Source organism: Ulvibacterium marinum, from assembly GCF_003626755.1.
Taxonomy (GTDB): Bacteria; Bacteroidota; Bacteroidia; order Flavobacteriales; family Flavobacteriaceae; genus Ulvibacterium; species Ulvibacterium marinum.
This window is the reverse complement of record NZ_RBCJ01000001.1, coordinates 1029038-1049484: the sequence shown is the minus strand read 5'-3', so window position 1 is coordinate 1049484 and position 20447 is coordinate 1029038. Positions and strand designations below refer to the sequence as shown.

Here is a 20447-nt window from a genome sequence, read left to right as displayed (position 1 = left end):
ATTTACGCGAATCTTCTTTGAATTTACTTTTTTTGAACCTCTCCGTCTACTCAGCTGTTCAATAATTATACCTCACTTTGCCTTTCGACTACGCTCAGAAAGGTGGCCGAAGCCAGAAATTAATTGAACCATTGTCCCCAAGGGATACGACTTAGAATCAAAATCAATCCCAGCCCATAGAAAATAGCGATGCTTTTGAACTTCTTTTTTCCTTCCATAAATTTTTTGTGCCGGGACCATCCTATGGTAATCAATACGATAGCCACAATATTTATAAAAGGGTGCTCCACGGCCAACAAACGTGCTGCTGAATTCAGTCCGCCCATGCCCAAGGCCTGTATTGCCTTTAGTCCGCTTGGGGAAACAAAAAACAACAAGAGACCGACCAATAATTGGATATGGGATAAAATTAATGCGAAAAGGCTTAGCCGAAGGTCTTTTTGTGGATAGAACATTTTGTTTCCCAACCAACCCATTAGGGCGTTGGCCACCGCCAAAAAAAGAACGGCCAGTACCACATAGGCCAAATAGGAATGTAGAATTTGTATGGTTTCGTACATCATGTTGATTTTAGCTTTCTAAAATACGAATTCTTTGGCATTAAAAAACCCCAACAGTATTGTTGGGGTTTAAACGCAATTTTTTTTCTTTAGAAATTATACCGCAAACTTAAGTTCCAGGTTCTTCCTATTCCCAGATAATATCCGAAGGAATCTCTCTGGTTTATGTAGTCCGCATCAAAAACATTGAAAACATTTCCTCTAAGGACCATTTCATTTGAGCCTCCCAAACTGAAGCTATATGTAGCCCCAGCATCTACCAATGTATAAGCAGGCAACCTCTCCGATTGGAATACCTGGTCGCTAAGGGATGCATCTATAACGTCCTCTACATCCACAAAACCATAGAATTCTGTAAAAATGTTTATGTCCGTATCAAATGAAAATCCTTCACAGATATCTACGTCTATTCCCGCACCAGTAGAAACTTGTGGGGCCTGTCCAATTTTTGTTCCTGTTAAATCTACATTCCCACGAGCGATAAGTTCTGCTGTTTCATTATTTTCCGTTATAAATGGGGTAGTGCCATCATACTCCCAGTTCCCTATAGATCCACGCCATTTCAGCAAAAATGTTGCTGAAGGCCTATATCGAACATCCAATTCCGCTCCCTTATGAACTTGTGCTATATCGGTATAACGCGTCCGAATTTCCACGTCTTCCCCATTAATTTCCCGCTGTCCAAAATCCTGAAGGAATCTGTTTCCCCAAGTTGTATAGTATAGGTTAAAATTTATGACAAAATCGCTTGTAGTTAAACGATATCCCCCTTCTATACCCGTAATTTCCTCATTATCCACCTCCGGTTCCACGATTTCGTTAGAATATCGAATATTAGTAAAAATGTTGTCCAAAAAGGCCTGTCTGGAATATTGTCCAATATTCGCAAAAATCACATGTTTGGAATCAAAAGTATACGATAAACCTCCTTTCATGGTATAACCGAATCGGTTTAACTTTTCGGATTCTCCCAGCCCATCGCCAAAACCGGATAACCGCCCATCTCTTTGATAATTTTGATTGGACATGGCTCCTTGGACGAAAGCAGAGAAAGTATCATTGGAATACTCCGCTTGCCCGAATACGCCTTGGTAATTTACATTCTCAGAGTAATCAAATTCATAACGCTGATCCGGGTCTGCAAAATTGAAAAGGGCCGCCCAGGGATCTGCCTCAAAGGTCTCGGAAATAATATAATCATCTGGTCTATCCGACCTGCGATTATCATTATAACCTTCCAAGCCCAGTTTATCTACCAATTGCCTCCAGTGATCTCCCCGATAGAATCTAAAATCAGCCCCAACGTTCAACGCCCAATTTTCATTGGGGTTGAATTCAAGATTGGTCAACGCACCGTACCAGTTATGGTTGTTGACCGAAGCCCTAAGAACACCCGCACTACCAAAAGAGCCTATCCCATCTGGATTTTCAGCAATATTGTTGTCAACTATAGCATCAAAGTCAACTTGGCCGTCTTCCCGAAAAAAGTTGGTCCCCCTACCCAATGGGCCGGTACCTCCTCCACGTCCCCAGGAAGCATATAGCACTGTTGACAGCGCAGTTTCTTCGTTAAGGGTCCAGTCCCAGTTTAAATTGGCCACAGGTTTATGATAATAATTTCTTCTAAAAGTGAACTGTTCCCCTCTAAGGAACCCGGCATTGTCATTGTACTTTTCGCCAAACTCCTCATACTCCTCCAAATCCTTGGAAAAATTGTTCCCGTGAAATTGTGGGGCACCGGTAATCAAGAAATTAAAATTGTGAGAATCATTGGGTTGAAAGCCTACTCCTATAAAATAGGTCTGTCCCTGACCAAAAGTACCCCCGGCCCATTTTCTATGACCTTGCCAGTGATCCAGTAATATGGAATAGGCCCATTTCCCCTTTAATCCAGAATCGTAGCTTGCCGTTGTCTTACCATAACTGTCGTTTCCGGTCATAACGCGGACAAAACCGCCCTCTTTCCGTCCGGTGGCCCTGGACACAATGTTAATCGTGCCTCCCACCGAGGAAATGGCTAATTTGGAAGAGCCCAAACCTCTTTGTACCTGCACTGCATTAGCCACGTCCGCCATTCCGGACCAATTGGACCAGAATACCCGTCCATCCTCTACACTGTTGATGGGTTGCCCGTTCAAAAGAACCGCTGTGTTGGTCTGATCAAATCCCCTGACGAATATCTGGGAATCTCCGAAACCGCCAGCTTGACTGGATACATATACGTTGGGTGTGTTTTTCATAGTTTCTGGAAACTCCACATTACCCACTCCTTTAGTTTGGATTTCAGCGGCCGGAATACTGGAAACGGCAATTGGCGTTTGTCTATCCCTGGCAAGGTCAATTATTCCCGAGCCCACCACAACAACTCCTTCCAACTCTTCCGCATCAGGAGATAAAACAATCTGACCCAAATTACCTGGGCCATTAAAGGTTGCCCTTGTGGTGATAAATCCCAAATACGATATGACCAATGTCCCCGAATTCTTGGTACTTTCAATCGTGAAATTTCCATCAAAATCCGTAGTGGTACCATTACTAGTGCCCTGTATCACAATATTTGCGCCTGGAAGCGGACTTCCCAAATCCGCATCCAGTACCGTTCCGGTAAGTGTAGTCTGTGAAAATGCAATTGACGCCATTAAAAATGTCATCATCGCTAGATACATTTTTCTCATTTTTTGTAGTGTTTAGTAGTTCTCGTATTTGCCGCAAAAATGCTTTGTTTTTAGGTTTTTTGTATTAAGGCACCGTTAAATTAGTCAAGGCAAATTTAACATAAATTTAGCAAATGAAGTGCTGAAAAACAAGAAGTTACACCCTGTTTGAGAGAAATGAGAAAATGTCTTTTTAACTCTTAAAAACTTGTAAAAGATGTAAGGTTGAGGCATCATGATCCCCAATATCGGAATCATTGATATCATTTAGTATGGTACCTGCCAATTGCTTGCCCAACTCCACGCCCCATTGGTCATAACTGAAGATATTCCAGATAATGCCCTGAACAAAAATTTTGTGCTCATATAACGCTATAAGCGCTCCAAGGCTTTTTGGTGTTAAGCTGTCTATGAGTATGGTATTTGTTGGTTTATTGCCCTCAAACACCTTGTAGGGAACCAATTTTTCCATAGTAGCGCTGGAAAGTCCTTTGGACTCCAATTCCAATCTAACTTCTTTTTCTGTCTTACCATTCATAAGGGCCTCGGTCTGGGCAAAAAAATTGGCCATTAGTTTATGATGATGGTCGGTATCCCCGTAAAGTGATTTCTTAAATCCGATGAAATCCGTAGGAATTAATTTAGTGCCCTGATGTATTAACTGAAAGAAGGCGTGTTGGGAATTTGTACCGGGCTCTCCCCAAATAATCGTACCGGTTTGATAACTTGTTCTGCCTCCTTTTCTATCTACACTTTTGCCATTACTCTCCATAATACCTTGCTGTAGGTAAGCAGAAAATCTAGAAAGGTATTGGGTATAAGGGATGATAGCCTCGGTCTCGGCATCATAAAAATTATTATACCAGATACTTAATAAAGCCAATATTACGGGAATATTCTCTTCGAATTCAGCCGTTTTAAAATGTTGGTCCATACTATTTGCACCCTCTAAAAGAGCGTCAAAGTTTTTAAAGCCAATGGCCAGTGCAATGGAAAGCCCCACCGCACTCCACAAGGAAAATCTCCCTCCGACCCAATCCCACATGGGGAATACATTTTCATCGGCAATACCAAATTCGCTTATGGCTGCGGTATTTGTAGAAACTGCAGCAAAATGTAGGGCAATATCTTTTTGGGTGGCATGTTGCAGGAACCACTTTTTTATGGTCATGGCATTGCTCAGGGTCTCTTGCGTGGTAAATGTCTTGGAGACAACAACAAAAAGTGTCGTTTCGGGATTCACCTCCTTTAAAATCTCACGAACATGGTCCCCGTCCACATTGCTGACAAAATGTGTCCTTAGCTGATTCTTATAAAACCTTAGTGCCTCGGTGACCATGGCAGGACCTAAATCCGATCCGCCGATACCAATGTTCACTACATCGGTAAAGGGCTTTCCGGTAAAGCCTTTTTTGTCACCGGAAATTATAGCATCGGTAAATACCTTAATCTGTTCCTTAACCTTATAAACTTCCGGAATCACATTTTTCCCTTCTACCAATATACTGTCATCTTCCTTGGCGCGAAGAGCGGTATGCAAAACGGCACGGCCTTCCGTTTGGTTGATTAAATCTCCCCTAAAATATTTGTCTATGGCGTCCTTTAGGCCTACTTCCTCCGCTAGTTGTAGCAAAAGCCGTAATGTTTCCCCTGTAATCCTATTCTTGGAAAAATCAATCAGAAAATCTTCCCACTTAAGCGTAAAACTGTCTACTCTATCCTTGCCGTCCTTAGCAAAAAATTCTTTTAAATGAATCCCTTTGGTCTCGCCGAAATGTTGTTCTAGTTTTTTCCAAGCGGCTGTTGCGGTAGGGTCAATATTTTGTAATGGCATTAGGAGGTTATTTCAAGGTTTATGGATTATTCCTGTAAATTTTCAAAAATAAAACATAATCCCGAAACTTTGGGAATAAAGCTTGCTTGTAAAAAAAATCCTATTGGTTTAAGGTAATCAAATCTTCATCCGAAGCGGGAGCTTCGGGAAATTGGATGCAATCCAGTTGATCTTTTTTAGGGTTGATATAGGCATAGTAGGCAGGCCTTAACGGTTCAGGCAATGGTTCTGCTTTGGGTAGTTCTTCACGCAAAGGATCCACTTGTCTTCCGTTCTTCCAAAAACGATAACATACATGTGGGCCACTGGTATTGCCCGTCATTCCTACCCATCCTATGACATCGCCTTGGCGAACAAATTCGCCTCTTTTAACCTTCTGCTTTTTCATATGAAGGTATTGGGTAGAGTAGGTACCGTTGTGCCGTATTTTTACATATCTCCCATTACCTCCCCTTCTTGTAGATTCGGTTACGGTACCATCTGCTGTGGCCATGATGGGTGTTCCAACGGGTGCGGCATAATCTGTTCCTCTATGGGGTCTTATCCTATTGCCATAATATCGGATTCTTCTCTTCAGGTTATACCTGGACGATATCCTACTGAATTTTACTGGTGCCCTCAAAAAAGTCCTTCTTAAGTTATTAGCTTCTTCATCAAAATAGTCGATTATGCTTTTCAGGGAGTCGTTCTCATAGGCAAAGGCATAAATGGGTTTCCCATTATGCTCAAAGTAGGCTGCTTCTATAGGTTCGCAACCAGCATAAATAGAATCATTGATGTACTTTTCCTTGTAAAGTACCTTAAATTTATCTCCTTTTTGAAGTCTAAAGAAATCTATGGTCCAAGCGTATATTTCAGACAAATTATTGGTAACATTGTAGTCTATTCCCTGATCTAAAATGGCCTCGGACAAGGAGGTTTCGATTACACCGGAAGCTTCCCGTTCCACGTACTTTACCTCTTTTTTGTCCTTATAGGCGACCACGCTGTCCCTTAAATCGACTACGGTGTAATTTATACGGTCATTTTCATAAATAAAAAATTGGGCCGCTTCCGCAGTGTCTTTGGACTTTAATATGAGGTAAGGTTTGCCAACACGTATCTTGCGCACATCAAAGGTATCCCTGAAGTCTTGGGATATCTTGGCGATCTTTGGGTAGTCCACCTTATGCTGTAACATGAGCTCTCCAAAACTATCCCCCCTTTTTACGGTATCTTGCTGTACCTTGAAATTGGAAAGATCAAAACCGAATCGTTTAATGGCTACTGGGGTTTCTACGATAGCTACCTCAACGTTATCCATATCCGTTTTAAGCTCTATCGGTTTATCGTCTTTACAAGATGTCAATATGGTAACCAACAATACCAAGCCCCAAAGTATTCGCATTCTATTTTTTTATTTTCTCCGGGTTAAAGATATGGTCAACCCATTGCTTTCCCCAATTTTTTAACTCTTGATTTGTGTACAATTTCGGAAAAAATACAACTTTTTGAAAACTTGGTGGTAAATACTCTTTCCAGTTGGTACCGCCAGTAGCTTCTACCTGCCCCTTTTCACTTCCAAGATACCGATAGGCGGAACCCATATGCATCAAAGGCCAGTTAATATTTGCATTCATGTCCAATGTCTTTAACGCTTTAACCAGCTCTTTATTATGCCGCTTCTCTTCCGGCATTTGTAGGTACTTATGGTAGATGGTAGTATTCTGTAATTGCTTGGCAGTCCGTATTAATCTTGGGGTATATCTATATTCAAACTGCTTTAGGGTGAGTGTCTTTTCGCCAGTGGTAAAATCTGTGGCACCTTTTTTCCAATAGATATGCTCATATAGTTCTTCTATGGTATTTTTTGAGGAAAAACGGTCCCTTTCGGTATGATGTACTAGATTTTCCATGGGGGTGGAATAAAGCTCGATCATCCTATATTGTGCAGATTGAAACCCACTGGAAGGTAATAAGGCCATTCTATATTGAAGGAACTGCTCTTTTTCCATTCCTTTGATCATTATGCTAAAAGAAGATATAAGAGCCTTATAGTAGCTATTTATCCTTTTGGCCTTTTCAATAAAAAAATCTAAATTTTGTGCTTTATCATCTACCAGTTGCTTCTGTTCATGAAGTATCAATTTAAAATACAGCTCGGAAATCTGGTGATACATGATGAAAATCTCCTCATCCGGAAAATAGGTGCGGGGTACTTGTAGACTAAGTAAAGTATCCAAATGAATGTAGTCCCAATACGTTAGGTAGCGTTGATAAAGAAGGCCATCCAAATAGGAGCTTAAGTCTTGTCCGGAATCTTTATATTTTTCTTCTAATTTGGAGATTTGGGATGCAATCTTCTCCTTTTTCTTCATTGATTTGGCTAATCCATTATTATTTTGAACTGGTGTTTAAGCCCATTGTATCCATCCAAATCCGCCTTTATGGAACCTACGGCCAAATCCGCCTTTATGCGTACCGGTATCCGATTCTTATCGGTAGACACCCAAAGCGAAAGACTTTCTTGCTCTTTGAACACGCGACCGGATTGCACGTATGGTCTAAATTTATGACATTCGACTTTTCCGTATTTTGTCTTTAAGACTTCCTTTCCCAAGTATTTGAGCCTGAAATTAAAAATCCCATCATCATCATACAGCATTTTTAAAGTTATCGCCTCACCTTCTACCAAGTCCTTTGCATTATAATTGTTCCTCAGGTAGTAAAACGCGGAAATAAGATCCTGGATACTGTCTTGAAGCGTAAAATTAAGTTTTTTCTTGTTCTTTTTATCGTTGAGGATGGCTTTGTCGTTATCATGATCAAAAATTATCTCCACATCTTTTTTGTATCCTCCCTCATTAATCTTACGGATAAATCTGTACGGCCTGCCATCTTCCTTCCCAAAATAGCTTTCGTAGGTATCATCGACCTTAAAAAAAATACTAGCGAATCCTGTAGTACGTCCTTTCCCAACTACATGATATACCGGCACCCCATCTATCATATCCGAATTGACCTGAAGGGTGGCGTAACTGGCATTTAACCATCCATAGTGCATTCGGAACTTTAACCATTCCCCCGGCTTAAAAGCGGAAGCGTTATCCTGGGCACCAACACCAAGGCTTAAGGAAAGAAAAAGGAGTATGTAAAATTTTCTCATAGCTATTTAATATGGTAAAATTACTAAAAGCCAAGTTAACCCTTGAACCACATAACCATTACTTAAACAAAATTTATTCCAAAGTATTGTGCAGAAAAAAAGCCCTGACGTTCGCGTCAGGGCTTTCCTAAATAACCAACCAAACTTTAAATTATGAAAAACCAATACTTAAAGTTGCAAGGGAACCACCCCTTACACCAACAAATTTAATACATCATATTTATGTAGTAAACGGTTTTAACGTACTTTAACTATTCCCTTAACAATTATTAATATGGTCCTCAGCAAATTGGGAAATCATTAAGAGTAAATCAAGGGTTTAAAGGGTTCCTCTTGATTTTTGCTCTCTTTCAATAGCCTCAAAAAGCGCCTTAAAATTTCCTTTTCCAAATGACTTTGCCCCTTTGCGCTGTATAATCTCTATAAACATGGTTGGCCTATCCAATATGGGCTTGGTGAATATTTGCAGTAGATAGCCTTCATCATCCCTATCCACCAATATACCCAAGTCCCGTAAAGGAGCAAGATCTTCGTCTATTTCCCCGACCCTATCCAAAACATCTTCGTAATAACTTGCCGGGACTGTCAAAAATTCTACTCCTCTATTGTGTAACGAGGTAACCGTCTGAATAATGTTATTGGTCGCCAAGGCCATATGCTGAACTCCGGCACCATTGTAAAACTCAATGTATTCTTCGATTTGTGATTTTTTTCGACCATCAGCAGGCTCGTTGATAGGAAATTTTATCCTTCCATTTCCATTGCTCATCACCTTGCTCATTAAAGCGGTATATTCCGTGGAAATATCGTTATCATCAAAAGAGACCAGTTGGGCAAAGCCCATAACTTCTGCATAAAACTTGCACCATTTGCTCATTTCATTCCAGCCCACATTGCCCACCATATGATCAACATATCTTAACCCTGTGTCTTTTGATGAATAATGGGGTTTCCAAGGCCTGTAACCTGGCATAAATGTCCCATCGTAACCTTTTCGTTCAACAAAGATGTGAACGGTTTCACCGTAGGTGTGGATACCGGAGAGCACAACCTGTCCATGTTCATCCTTAAGTATCTTGGGCTCAAGATAAGCCTTGGCGCCTCTTTTTACAGTTTCCCTATAACTCTTGGTGGCATCATCTACCCATAAGGCGATGACTTTTACACCATCTCCATGAGCGTCCAAATGACGGTTTATTTCACCCCCTGACTTTAAAGGTGATGTTAGGACCAACCTAATCTTGTCCTGTTGGAGCACATAGGAAACCTTATTTTTCAATCCGGTTTCAAGACCGGCGTAGGCCAAAGGTTGAAACCCCCAGGCAGACATGTAGTAATGGGCAGCTTGTTTGGCATTACCCACATAGAGTTCTACATAATCGGTACCCAACAAGGGCAAGAAATCTTCCGCTTCCGGATTTTCCTTCGGCAGTTGTAATGAAGTGTTATCTAAAGTTGACATGATTTTTTTATTGGATTGATTGGAAATACTTGATATGGTGATAAAAAACACTGCTCGGAATAACAAGCAATGTGTCTTGTTTCACTGAAGCAAAATATAAGTTACCTGCTTACCACATGGCCCTAAGATGGGACGTAATATCAATCCTCGACTTTCTCACTATCTCAATAAAAAATTATGGCAAATATCGGAAAAAAGAAGCAAATACTGTGTTAAGGTATTGCCTGTATTTTATTCAAACAAGCGTTCCGGCAAGACCCCTTCGTGCATTTTCCCCATGTGCCATTTGGTCGACTAGAACCAATGACCTACACTAAAAAAGACATTACTAGTGCCTCCTTCGGGAGACCATGAATACATTACTTGTACCGGACCTAAAAAGGATTCCCAACCATAACTGATTCCATATCCTGAAAAACTCGGTGCCGTAAACCACTCTCCCAATCTAAAAATATCATCTTGTACATTGGCAAAATTTGCCGTAAACATCAGATGGTTTTTCCGGGCAAATTCCCAATCGACCCTAGCATAGGATTTTACAAAACTATTGCCTGGTAAACTCAAAAAATCATAGCCGATGAAGGGTATAAAATTGTTGATCAAATCAGTGCCAAAACCTCCCAAAACAAAATCAAATGAAGTTACATTGGACGTTCCCAATTTAAATCCTCCCTCGGACTCAACGTTCAACGATAGATTTTTTAATATGGAGAAGGCCCCGCCCAATTTTGCCTTGGCTATGGAGAACTCCTTAAAGTTGTCATTGAAGTCCGAAGAAAAAACATAAAAATGAAAATCCCCATCAAAGAATAGACCTTTTGACGGAAAATACTTGTCATCATAAGTGTCCAATGTAAGTTGGCCAAAGGCACTATAAAAATTACTCTTTTCAAAAAAGGTCCGTTCCCCGGAGGATCTTACGGCAATTAATGCTTCCGCTGTAGGAACATTGCCCAAGGTCCTTGTGCTATATTTCAAGAATTTATGTTCTATGCCCGTCGTAAAGGCAAATTCTTCCCTTAACACAGTCTGTACATAAACTTGATTGGTAACGTCAGTGATGTCCAGATTAATACTGTTTATATTTGGGTCATTTGGTACATCAAAGTTACCACTGATTAGGTCATAATCTATTTCTTTCTCAAATGCATTGAACCTAGAGTTGATTCCAAAACTCCAATAGGTACCCTTATCAATATAGTATTCAAAATTGTATCGTACATTGTCTCCAAGAATAAGATCAAACGAGGCAAGGTCGTCCTTGGCCAAAAGCCTTTTTTTGGTCAAATTGATTATAGCGGCACTTTTATACAAATCGTCATAATGAGCCCCAAGACGTAATAATGTCCTGTTCGGATCTTCATCCAAATTTAAAATAAGATCCTCACCAATACCATTGGAGGTAAGCCTGTAACGTATTGTCTTGAAATTCCCGGTGGCCGATAAATTACTAATGCCCTGTTGAAACTTTTCAAACTTAAGTTCTTCCCCAAGATCAAATCTTAACTTCCCCTTTACGTAACCTCTCGAATAATTATCATTGTTACCTGAAATGACCAGTCTGTTCACAATGAGCTTATCATTAAGCCCTAAGGAATTTACGGTCTTTTTGGAACTATTTTGATTTATGGAAAGTTCCTTTAATTCCACATATTTTTCACGGGCGGCTATTTCACCTTCATCTATGATATTCTCCCGTTCATCAAAATCGATTACGGAGAAGTCTTCCATTTCGGGTTTTATGTAGATATCGGTCATCCCGGATTTTTCCCCCATATCCTTTACGGTTCTAAAATTGTTTATCTGCAAAAGAATTTCTGTTGCGGAAAGTAATTCTTCCCTATCCGATAGGCCATGCTGAACATCTACCCCGATCATGATATCGGCACCCATTTTCCTAACTTCATCTATCGGGTAATTGTTTACCACACCTCCATCTATCAATATCCTGTCATCAACCGATGCAGGTTCAAAAAGTGAGGGTAGTGCACCACTTGCCATAACGGCCTCCGGCAAATAACCCTCGTTGAGCAGCACTTCTTCTCCTGTCTCGGCATTGGTAGCTATGCATAGAAAGGGAATGGGCAATTTAGAAAAATCCTTAACGTCCCTTACGTGGTACAATAACCTTACCAATTCATTATAGATGTTCTGCCCACCGGAATATGCGGGAGGAACGGAAACCTTAAAATTGTTAAAAGGTAGGGTAATGGCATATCTTTCCGAATCTTCCTTTTCATAAAAAGTCTTGGCATCCCTGGGAAGGTTGTCCCGAATCAAATTAGCAAAATCAATTGCCCTAAATAAGGAATCGAGTTCCATGGCCGAATAACCTGCCGCATATAGCCCCCCAACAATGGCCCCCATACTTGTACCACCGATATAATCTACTTTTACTCCTGCCTCCTCAATTACCTTTAATGCCCCAATATGCGCCATCCCCTTGGCACCTCCACCACTTAATACTACACCCACCTTTACTTTGTCCTCAACTGAATTTTGGGCCGTTAGTAGTAGGGAAAATAAGAAGGTGAATACTATTAGTACAGGTCTTGGCATTATTTTAAGTTAGTTGCCGTATCAGTGAAATGCTTCATAAATTTTCTTGGCTTTGGCCATTCCCACGCTTTTGGCCAAATTATCGATTGAGGCTTCCTTTATACGTTTTACGGATTTAAAATTCCTCAACAGTTCTTGGGCGGTTTTATCCCCAATGCCCTCTATACCCACAAGTTCGGAGTCAATCGCCGATTTGCTCCGTTTATTTCTGTGAAAGGTAATTCCAAAACGGTGAGCCTCGTTCCTAAGTTGCTGAATAATCCTCAAGCTTTCCGATTTTTTATCCAGATACATCGGAACGGGATCTTCGGGAAAATAGATTTCCTCCAACCGCTTAGCTATACCGATAATGGCGATCTTTCCCCTAATACCCAAAACATCCAAACTTTTGAGCGCTGAAGATAATTGTCCCTTACCCCCATCTATAATAATTAGTTGGGGTAACTCAACTTCTTCTGCCAACAGCCTTTTGTATCTTCTATATACCACTTCTTCCATAGAAGCAAAGTCATCAGGACCTTTTACTGTCTTAATATTGTAATGTCTGTATTCTTTTTTGGATGGCTTGCCATTTCTAAAAACCACACAAGCCGCAACTGGATTGCTTCCCTGAATATTACTATTATCAAAACATTCAATATATCTAGGTTCCTTACCCAGCCTAAGGTCTTTCTGCATTTGCGACATAATCCGATTCGTATGCCTATCCGGATCTAATATCTTGATTTGCTTAAACCTTTCCTGTCTGAAAAATTTGGCATTGCGTTCCGAAAGTTCCAGGATTTTTCTTTTATCACCGAGTTTGGGAATCGTGACTTTTAAGTGGGGTTCCACAATTACCTCGAATGGAAGATAAAGCTCCCTCGATTCAGATTTGAATCTTTGGCGTATCTCGACTATGGCCAATTGCAAAAGATCTACATCCTTTTCATTGAGCTTCTTTTTTAGCTCCATGGTATGGGACCTTACTATAGATCCATGGGAAAGCTGCAAAAAATTCACATAGCCAAACGCCTCGTCCGAAATAATGGAAAATACATCCACATTGTTAATCTTAGGGTTTACTATGGTGGATTTTACCTGATAATTTTCCAATACCTGAACTTTATCCTTAATGCGCTGGGCCTCCTCAAACTTCATTTCATCCGCCAAGACCTTCATCTGTCTTTTGAAATACTGAATGGAGGATTTAAAATTGCCTTTTATAATCTCTCGAATATCATCAATTTGTCTGTGGTATTCCTCTGCACTTTGTAATCCCACACAAGGCCCTTTACAATTGCCCAAATGATATTCCAGGCACAACTTATACTTCCCGGCAGCTATCTTTTCCTGGGAGAGGTCATAGTTACAGGTACGCAATGGATAGACACTTTTAACTAGGTCCAACAACGTCCTTACAGTGCCCATACTTGTATATGGGCCGTAGTATTCCGACCCATCTTTGATGAGTTTCCTTGTGGGGAATATTCTTGGAAAACGTTCTTTTTTGATACATATCCAGGGATAGGACTTGTCGTCCTTCAGCATTACGTTGTATCGCGGTCTGTATTTCTTAATTAGGTTATTCTCCAACAATAGCGCATCAGATTCCGTGGGAACGACAATATGTTTTATCCGGTTTATTTTCTTTACTAGCACCCGGGTCTTTCCATATTCATGATTCTTGGTAAAATAAGAGGTCACCCGCTTTTTTAAGTTTTTAGCCTTGCCCACATAAAGCATTTTCTCATCGGAATCGAAAAACTGATAAACCCCCGGATTATTGGGAAGGGTACTTAGTTGTATTTGGATGGGTACCTGGGGCATATTTTGACGTAGAATCGCATTTCTTTGACAAAGTTAAATTACTTTGTTTTATTGAAAGGAGAGGGAGTTTTTATTTTTTTTAACTCCGCCAGAAGAATTGACTCTTTATGTGCAAACTATTTACTACAATAGATCCTGCTTTTCGAAGGAAGCTTTTCAAAACGGAAATAATCTATGGACGACACGGTACTGAATATTTTTATATCCTCCATAACCTAAATCTTTTATAAGTATCTTTAAATCAGTATTTTAGTTTTATTTCCTGTTTAAATTTAAATTATGAGGTCTTTATTAAAATGTTAAAAATTGCCTAAAAATGTGCATTTCATCGGTAAAAAAGTGCATTTTATGGGTTCAATACGTTTTTTTTTAATTACATTTAAAGCACAAAATCAGTGAATGCATGGACAGTTATCTCATTACCCTAGGCACCTACTTAATATTGATGCTTTTCTTTAAAGTTTATTTTGCAGTAGCCACAAAGGACTAATCCTCCTTCTTTCCACACTCGTAGATGTCTTAATCAACCCCAATGTTGAAAAAAGATTTACGAAAACAATATTCTAAATTAAGGGAAGAAATTCCCATTCCATCGCTAGTTAACTCCAGTTTACGTATTTCCAATAGGCTTTTACAACTTCCTATATGGTCGTTTGATTATTACCACATGTTTTTGTCCATTCGAGAGAAAAGGGAAATCGACACCTCTTTTACGCTTTCTATTCTCCAAGGAAGGAATAAAAATGTTGTGGTTCCTAAAGTGGGTTCCAATGGTAAGCTTCTTAACTGCTTATTGTCCAATGAAACAAAATTCAAAAAAAGTGTTTGGCAGATTCCAGAACCTGTACAATGCAATGAAATTGCGTCGAAATTGATAGACGTAGTTTTTATCCCACTTTTGGCCTTTGATACCAAAGGAAATCGTGTAGGGTACGGAAAAGGGTTTTATGATGGGTTTTTAAAAGAGTGCCGTCCAGACGTTATAAAAGTGGGGGTTTCTTTATTTGAGGCAGAAAATAGCATTACCGATGTTAGTATGGAAGACGTCCCCTTGAACTATTGTGTTACCCCGGAAAAAGTCTACACATTTCCTCTTTCCTAATCCTCCTCCGAAGGTCTTGTCATCTCTTCTTTTTTTCCAAAAGCCTTTTTATTGAAGACCAATAGTATTCCCACACCAGTGCTTATTGCGGTGTCCGCAATGTTGAATACAGGCTCAAAGAAGCGGAAGCTGTTTCCTCCAAGATAGGGTACCCATTCCGGCCACGTGGTGTTGATCATGGGAAAATATAGCATGTCCACCACTTTACCGTAGAAAAGACTTCCATAAGGTTCGTTAGAAAACAAAGTAGCTACTTGACCTGTACTATCGTTGAATAAAATACCATAGAATACAGAATCGATAATATTTCCCAAGGCTCCGGCAAAAATCAAGGAAACCGCCAGAATCAAAGTTCTCGAAGAATTCTTCTGAATGGTATCATAGAGCCAGTACCCGATTCCTGCTACGGCGAACAATCTAAAAACGGTCAAGATCAATTTCCCTATGGATTCGGAAATCGGCAAAAAATCACTCAGTTTTGCACCCCAAGCCGCTCCAGAATTTTCAATGAACAATATCTTAAACCAACTAAGAACATCGACCGACTCACCAAGTACAAAATGGGTCTTGATATAAACCTTGCTAAGCTGATCTATTATTAAAATTATCGATATAAGTAAGAGGGATTTTTTTAAGCTCATCGGTTACTTTGCCGTTCGAGTGGGTAAAAATAGTTATATTATTTGATTTTCTTGGGATAGATATTGCCCATGCCCATGCTCATTTGGTTTTTGTCATTTTTAAGATACTTTTCTAAAACCGCTGACATCAGCTTAAAGAGAAAGCATCTTAAGATTAACTATCCAAAAGACCAAAAGGTGGGGCATGCACATTGAAAAATGCAGCAGTCCACATGTGCTTTGTTCATATGCCGAAAAGCCAAAAACCTATGGCATCCAATGAACTCCACAGGTTTATTCTCCCTTGCCCTAGGCCAATTATTTCTGCATATTCTTTGCCTCTATGCTCAACGTGGCATGGGGTACAAGCTTTAATCTTTCCTTATTGATAAGCTTACCGGTTACCCTACAAATACCATACGTTTTGTTCTCAATACGCAAAAGGGCATTCTTAAGGTCTCTGATAAACTTCTCCTGTCTGATGGCCAATTGGGTATTGGCCTCTTTGCTCATTGTTTGCGAGCCTTCTTCAAAAGCTTTAAAGGTAGGTGAAGTATCATCCGTACCATTGTCACCATCGTTCATATAGGAACTCTTTAAGAGATCCAAATGGCTTTGGGCCTTTTCTATTTTTTCTTCTATAAGTGCCTTGAATTCTCCCAAATCCTTGTCAGAATATCTAATTTTTAAATCCTGTGCCATATCCTTTAGTGTTTTTCGATCAATAATTTTGTATTTATTTCGTCAAAGGTCACTTCAGTGCCCTTTTCAAGTTTTTCCTCAAAATCCAGTTCTGCGGTCAAAGTCTCTGTCTTTATATATTTTAAATTGCTTTCCACAGCTTTTTCGACCAATCCATCCTTTAGGATTTTTATATCGATTTTATCGGTAACCTCAAAACCGGACTCTTTGCGCAAGTTTTGTATGCGGTTCACCAATTCCCTAGCGATACCCTCTTTTTTGAGTTCATCGTCTATGGTTACGTCCAAGGCCACCGTTAATGCGCCGGAACTGGCCACAAGCCAGCCTTCTATATCTTGAGAGGAAATCTCTACATCCTCTAACTGTAATTTAATGATTTTATTTTCAATATCAAGGGATATTTCGCCTTCCTGTTCAATTTTTTGGATATCCTCTTGTCCCAAATTGGCAACGGATTGGGCAATGCGCTTCATATCTTTTCCAAATCTGGGGCCCAAGATTTTGAAATTCGGTTTAATTTGCTTTACGAGGATGCCGGAAGCATCATCCAGCAGTTCTATTTCCTTTACATTTACTTCCGATTTTATCAGATCGGACACCGCCTCTATTTCCTGTTTTTGTTTCTCATCCAAAATCGGAATCATAATTCTTTGAAGCGGTTGACGCACCTTAATCCTTTGTTTTTGACGAATAGAAAGCACTAAGGAAGATATATTCTGGGCCTTTTCCATTTTGCTTTCCAACACTTCATCGATCATTGCAGCATCAGATACTGGAAAATTGGCCAAATGAACACTTTCAAAAGCCTCTGTACTTGTGGCAGCTGTTAAATCCTTGTACAAACGATCCATAAAAAATGGGGCTACAGGAGCCGATAATTTAGCTATCGTTTCCAAACAGGTGTACAAGGTTTGATAGGCCGAAATCTTATCTTTCTGATAATCTCCCTTCCAAAAGCGTCTTCTACAGAGACGAACATACCAGTTGCTCAAATTCTCCTGTACATATTCTGATATGGCCCGGGTGGCCCGGGTGGGTTCATAGGCGGCATACGCCTCATCCACTAGTTTGATCAAGGAGTTCAATTCCGAAAGGATCCATCGGTCTATCTCGGGGCGTTCATGTAAAGGTGTTTCCTTTTCCGAATAATCGAACTGGTCTATATTGGCGTAAAGTGCAAAAAAAGAATAGGTATTGTAAAGCGTACCAAAAAACTTGAATTTCACCTCCTCAACGCCCTTTATGTCAAATTTAAGGTTGTCCCAAGGATTGGCATTGGAAATCATGTACCAGCGTGTAGCATCGGGACCATGTTCTTCCATCGTCTCAAAAGGGTCGACCGCGTTTCCGAAGCGCTTGGACATCTTTTTCCCGTCTTTGTCCAATACCAGTCCATTGGACACTACATTCTTGTAAGCTACCGAATCAAAAACCATAGTAGCTATTGCATGTAACGTATAAAACCACCCTCTGGTTTGATCTACGCCTTCTGCAATGAAGTCTGCCGGGAAAGGTATGGCCCCCTTCGGTTCCCGCTCGATATGATGTCCCGGTGTGGTTTCTCCCCCTGTGGGGGAGTTAGAGGGGGCCTTCTCAAAGGGATAATGCCATTGTGCATAGGGCATTGAACCACTATCGAACCAAACATCGATTAAATCGCTTTCCCGCTTCATGGCCTTGCCCGAAAGAGAAATTAGGACGATTTGATCTACGATGTTTTTATGGAGATCTATTTTCTCATAATTTTCCTCGGACATATCTCCGACGATAAAATCATTGAAAAGATCTTTCTCCATCAATCCGGCTTCAACGGATTTGTTCATTTCCAACTTCAGCTGTTCTACTGAACCAATGATAATCTCTTCGCTACCATCCTCCGTTCGCCAAATAGGAAGTGGAATTCCCCAATAACGCGACCTTGATAGGTTCCAGTCATTGGCATTGGCCAGCCAGTTGCCGAACCTGCCCTCTCCCGTGGCCTTGGGCTTCCAATTGATTTGCTGGTTCAACTCATACATTCTGTCCTTTATCTCGGTCACCTTAATGAACCAAGAATCCAAGGGATAATAAAGTATAGGTTTGTCCGTCCGCCAACAATTGGGATAGCTATGTACATATTTCTCTACCTTAAAGGCCTTGTTTTCCTCTTTAAGCTTAATGGCAATCTCCACGTCCACAGATTTTTCGGGAGCTGCACCTTCCTCATAGTATTCGTTCTTTACATATTTGCCCGCCAGTTCTCCCATCTCAGGTCGGAATCTGCCCTGTAAATCTACCAAGGGAACCGGATTGTTGTTTTTGTCCAGAACCAGCATTGGAGGAACGAGAGGTTCCGCTTTTTGGGCCACTTGCATATCATCCGCACCAAAAGTAGGGGCCGTATGTACAATCCCGGTACCGTCTTCTGTGGTTACGAAATCCCCAGCAATGACTCGAAAGGCATTCTCCGGATTTTGATAGGGAAGGGCATAATTCAGCAATTGCTCGTAACCAATGCCTATTAAATCTTTCCCTTTGCTTTCAGCTAATATTGTATACGGAATCTTCTTATCCCCTTTTGTGAAATTGACAAAGTCGCTTTCATCCTTAGCTTCAAAAAACTTCCCTCCAAACTGTTTTCCCACCAGTCCTTTGGCCAAAACCACATGAACGGGTTCAAAAGTGTACTGATTAAATGTCCTAACCAATACGTAATCGATTTTAGATCCTACAGTAAGGGCAGTATTGGAAGGCAACGTCCAAGGTGTGGTCGTCCATGCCAAAAAATAAACGTCTTCCTCAATATTCTTAAAAAAGTCCGGAAGGGTTTCTTTTTTTGTTTTAAACTGTGCAACTACAGTAGTATCCGTAATATCCTGGTACGTACCGGGTTGGTTGAGCTCATGTGAGCTCAATCCGGTCCCTGCCTTTGGAGAATAGGGTTGAATGGTATACCCTTTGTAGATAAGTCCCTTATCATAAATCTGCTTCAACAACCACCATACAGACTCCATGTATTTGGATTTATAGGTGATATAGGGATTGTCCATATCCACCCAATAACCTATTCTTTCGGTCATCTCGTTCCATACATCCGTGTAACGCAAGACAGCCTTTTTACACGCAGCGTTATATTCCTCGATCGTGATTTTTTTACCAATATCCTCCTTAGTAATACCCAATTCCTTTTCAACACCTAATTCAACAGGCAGACCATGGGTATCCCAACCGGCTTTTCGTTTTACCTGAAATCCTTTCATTGTTTGGTAGCGTGGAAAGATATCCTTTATGGTACGTGCCATTACATGGTGAATTCCGGGCATACCATTGGCAGACGGAGGTCCTTCGTAAAACACATAACTTGGCTTCCCTTCCCTGGAAGAAACACTCTTTTCGAAGATATGGTTCTCTTTCCAGTAGTCCAGAACTTCCTTGGCCACTTGTGGCAAATCCAACCCTTTATATTCCGCAAACTTCATAATGGTCCTTACCTATACTACAAATTGAGGCTGCAAAATTAAGAATTTTGATTGGATTAAGTGACTGGTAACCTTATGAAAAACAGGCTCGGACACTGCCTAAATCCCATTTGTTAAAACTTTGGCGTCCATGTAACCTATTTTACCGTATATCAATACATCATTAACTAATAAACAAACATATAAACATGAAAAAGCTAATTGTAAATTCAATTTTGATGCTGGCCCTAAGTTTTTCCTTTGTGTCCTGCAGAGAAACTGCAGATAAGGCCAAGGACGCAGCCGAACAAGCCGGAGAGGCTATGGAAGAAACCGGCGAAGATCTTAAGGAAATGGGCGAAGACATGATGGAAAAGACCAAAGAGGTTGGGGAGGACGTTAAAGAAAGTGCAGAGGACGCCGCGGATAGTGTAAAAGAGGCCGGTGAAAATGCTTTGGACAAAGCTAAGGAAGCTGGAGAAGATGTAAAGGATGCGGCCAAAGATGCAGCTAATAAGGTAAAGGACGCCGTAGACGGTGATTCCAAATAAATCCTTAGTAAA

At 40.5% G+C, this 20447-nt stretch carries 14 protein-coding genes; 2 read left to right on the top strand and 12 right to left on the bottom strand.

The window, feature by feature from the left end; translation table 11 throughout:
* Positions 1–119: 119 nt before the first annotated feature.
* From D7Z94_RS04410 to uvrC, 9 genes are all read right to left on the bottom strand, one after another.
* Positions 120–560, bottom strand: a complete 441-nt coding sequence (locus tag D7Z94_RS04410) for a hypothetical protein (protein ID WP_120710296.1) — start codon at positions 558–560, stop codon at positions 120–122.
* 89 nt (positions 561–649) lie between these two features.
* A complete protein-coding gene (locus D7Z94_RS04405; protein ID WP_120710295.1) occupies positions 650–3235 on the bottom strand; it encodes a TonB-dependent receptor in 2586 nt (861 codons plus the stop codon).
* 172 nt (positions 3236–3407) lie between these two features.
* Complete coding sequence (gene pgi, locus D7Z94_RS04400; protein ID WP_120710294.1) at positions 3408–5048, bottom strand: glucose-6-phosphate isomerase; 1641 nt, start codon at positions 5046–5048, stop codon at positions 3408–3410.
* A gap of 100 nt (positions 5049–5148) precedes the next feature.
* Positions 5149–6435 (bottom strand): M23 family metallopeptidase, encoded by a 1287-nt coding sequence (locus tag D7Z94_RS04395; protein WP_120710293.1) that lies wholly within the window; start codon positions 6433–6435, stop codon positions 5149–5151.
* Position 6436: 1 nt separating this feature from the next.
* Positions 6437–7405, bottom strand: coding sequence for a tryptophan 2,3-dioxygenase family protein (locus tag D7Z94_RS04390; RefSeq protein ID WP_120710292.1), 969 nt, complete (start codon positions 7403–7405; stop codon positions 6437–6439).
* An 8-nt stretch (positions 7406–7413) separates the two neighbouring features.
* Positions 7414–8193 (bottom strand): DUF3108 domain-containing protein, encoded by a 780-nt coding sequence (locus tag D7Z94_RS04385; RefSeq protein WP_120710291.1) that lies wholly within the window; start codon positions 8191–8193, stop codon positions 7414–7416.
* A 319-nt stretch (positions 8194–8512) separates the two neighbouring features.
* Positions 8513–9655: a 4-hydroxyphenylpyruvate dioxygenase gene (gene hppD, locus D7Z94_RS04380; protein ID WP_120710863.1), complete on the bottom strand. Its 1143-nt coding sequence runs from the start codon at positions 9653–9655 to the stop codon at positions 8513–8515.
* Positions 9656–9949: 294 nt separating this feature from the next.
* Positions 9950–12214 (bottom strand): patatin-like phospholipase family protein, encoded by a 2265-nt coding sequence (locus D7Z94_RS04375; RefSeq protein WP_120710290.1) that lies wholly within the window; start codon positions 12212–12214, stop codon positions 9950–9952.
* 21 nt (positions 12215–12235) lie between these two features.
* Positions 12236–14023 (bottom strand): excinuclease ABC subunit UvrC, encoded by a 1788-nt coding sequence (uvrC, locus tag D7Z94_RS04370; protein WP_120710289.1) that lies wholly within the window; start codon positions 14021–14023, stop codon positions 12236–12238.
* Positions 14024–14555: 532 nt separating this feature from the next.
* On the opposite strand from uvrC, the gene D7Z94_RS04365 reads away from it, so the two are divergent.
* Entirely contained in the window at positions 14556–15125 is a 570-nt protein-coding gene (locus D7Z94_RS04365) for a 5-formyltetrahydrofolate cyclo-ligase (protein WP_120710288.1), read from the top strand.
* On the opposite strand, the gene D7Z94_RS04360 is transcribed toward D7Z94_RS04365, so the two are convergent.
* The 3 genes from D7Z94_RS04360 to ileS all read right to left on the bottom strand — a co-directional run bounded on the left by D7Z94_RS04360 (position 15122) and on the right by ileS (position 19905).
* Positions 15122–15766, bottom strand: coding sequence for a lipoprotein signal peptidase (locus tag D7Z94_RS04360; protein ID WP_120710287.1), 645 nt, complete (start codon positions 15764–15766; stop codon positions 15122–15124). The genes D7Z94_RS04365 and D7Z94_RS04360 overlap by 4 nt on opposite strands.
* Positions 15767–16063: 297 nt before the next feature.
* Positions 16064–16447, bottom strand: a complete 384-nt coding sequence (locus D7Z94_RS04355) for a TraR/DksA family transcriptional regulator (protein WP_120710286.1) — start codon at positions 16445–16447, stop codon at positions 16064–16066.
* Positions 16448–16452: 5 nt separating this feature from the next.
* Complete coding sequence (gene ileS, locus D7Z94_RS04350; RefSeq protein WP_120710285.1) at positions 16453–19905, bottom strand: isoleucine--tRNA ligase; 3453 nt, start codon at positions 19903–19905, stop codon at positions 16453–16455.
* A gap of 188 nt (positions 19906–20093) precedes the next feature.
* Between ileS and D7Z94_RS04345 the strand changes: the two genes are divergently transcribed.
* Positions 20094–20435 (top strand): YtxH domain-containing protein, encoded by a 342-nt coding sequence (locus tag D7Z94_RS04345; protein WP_120710284.1) that lies wholly within the window; start codon positions 20094–20096, stop codon positions 20433–20435.
* Positions 20436–20447: the final 12 nt, after the last annotated feature.

What these genes read in the sequence shown, in the direction of transcription:
- uvrC (WP_120710289.1), bottom strand. Translation starts at nt 14,023, where the DNA reads ATGCCCCAGGTACCCATCCAAATACAACTAAGTACCCTTCCCAATAAT.
- D7Z94_RS04355 (WP_120710286.1), bottom strand. Translation starts at nt 16,447, where the DNA reads ATGGCACAGGATTTAAAAATTAGATATTCTGACAAGGATTTGGGAGAA.
- D7Z94_RS04405 (WP_120710295.1), bottom strand. Translation starts at nt 3,235, where the DNA reads ATGAGAAAAATGTATCTAGCGATGATGACATTTTTAATGGCGTCAATT.
- pgi (WP_120710294.1), bottom strand. Translation starts at nt 5,048, where the DNA reads ATGCCATTACAAAATATTGACCCTACCGCAACAGCCGCTTGGAAAAAA.
- D7Z94_RS04410 (WP_120710296.1), bottom strand. Translation starts at nt 560, where the DNA reads ATGTACGAAACCATACAAATTCTACATTCCTATTTGGCCTATGTGGTA.
- D7Z94_RS04390 (WP_120710292.1), bottom strand. Translation starts at nt 7,405, where the DNA reads ATGAAGAAAAAGGAGAAGATTGCATCCCAAATCTCCAAATTAGAAGAA.
- D7Z94_RS04345 (WP_120710284.1), top strand. Translation starts at nt 20,094, where the DNA reads ATGAAAAAGCTAATTGTAAATTCAATTTTGATGCTGGCCCTAAGTTTT.
- D7Z94_RS04360 (WP_120710287.1), bottom strand. Translation starts at nt 15,766, where the DNA reads ATGAGCTTAAAAAAATCCCTCTTACTTATATCGATAATTTTAATAATA.
- D7Z94_RS04395 (WP_120710293.1), bottom strand. Translation starts at nt 6,435, where the DNA reads ATGCGAATACTTTGGGGCTTGGTATTGTTGGTTACCATATTGACATCT.
- ileS (WP_120710285.1), bottom strand. Translation starts at nt 19,905, where the DNA reads ATGAAGTTTGCGGAATATAAAGGGTTGGATTTGCCACAAGTGGCCAAG.
- D7Z94_RS04365 (WP_120710288.1), top strand. Translation starts at nt 14,556, where the DNA reads ATGTTGAAAAAAGATTTACGAAAACAATATTCTAAATTAAGGGAAGAA.
- D7Z94_RS04375 (WP_120710290.1), bottom strand. Translation starts at nt 12,214, where the DNA reads ATGCCAAGACCTGTACTAATAGTATTCACCTTCTTATTTTCCCTACTA.
- hppD (WP_120710863.1), bottom strand. Translation starts at nt 9,655, where the DNA reads ATGTCAACTTTAGATAACACTTCATTACAACTGCCGAAGGAAAATCCG.
- D7Z94_RS04385 (WP_120710291.1), bottom strand. Translation starts at nt 8,193, where the DNA reads ATGAGAAAATTTTACATACTCCTTTTTCTTTCCTTAAGCCTTGGTGTT.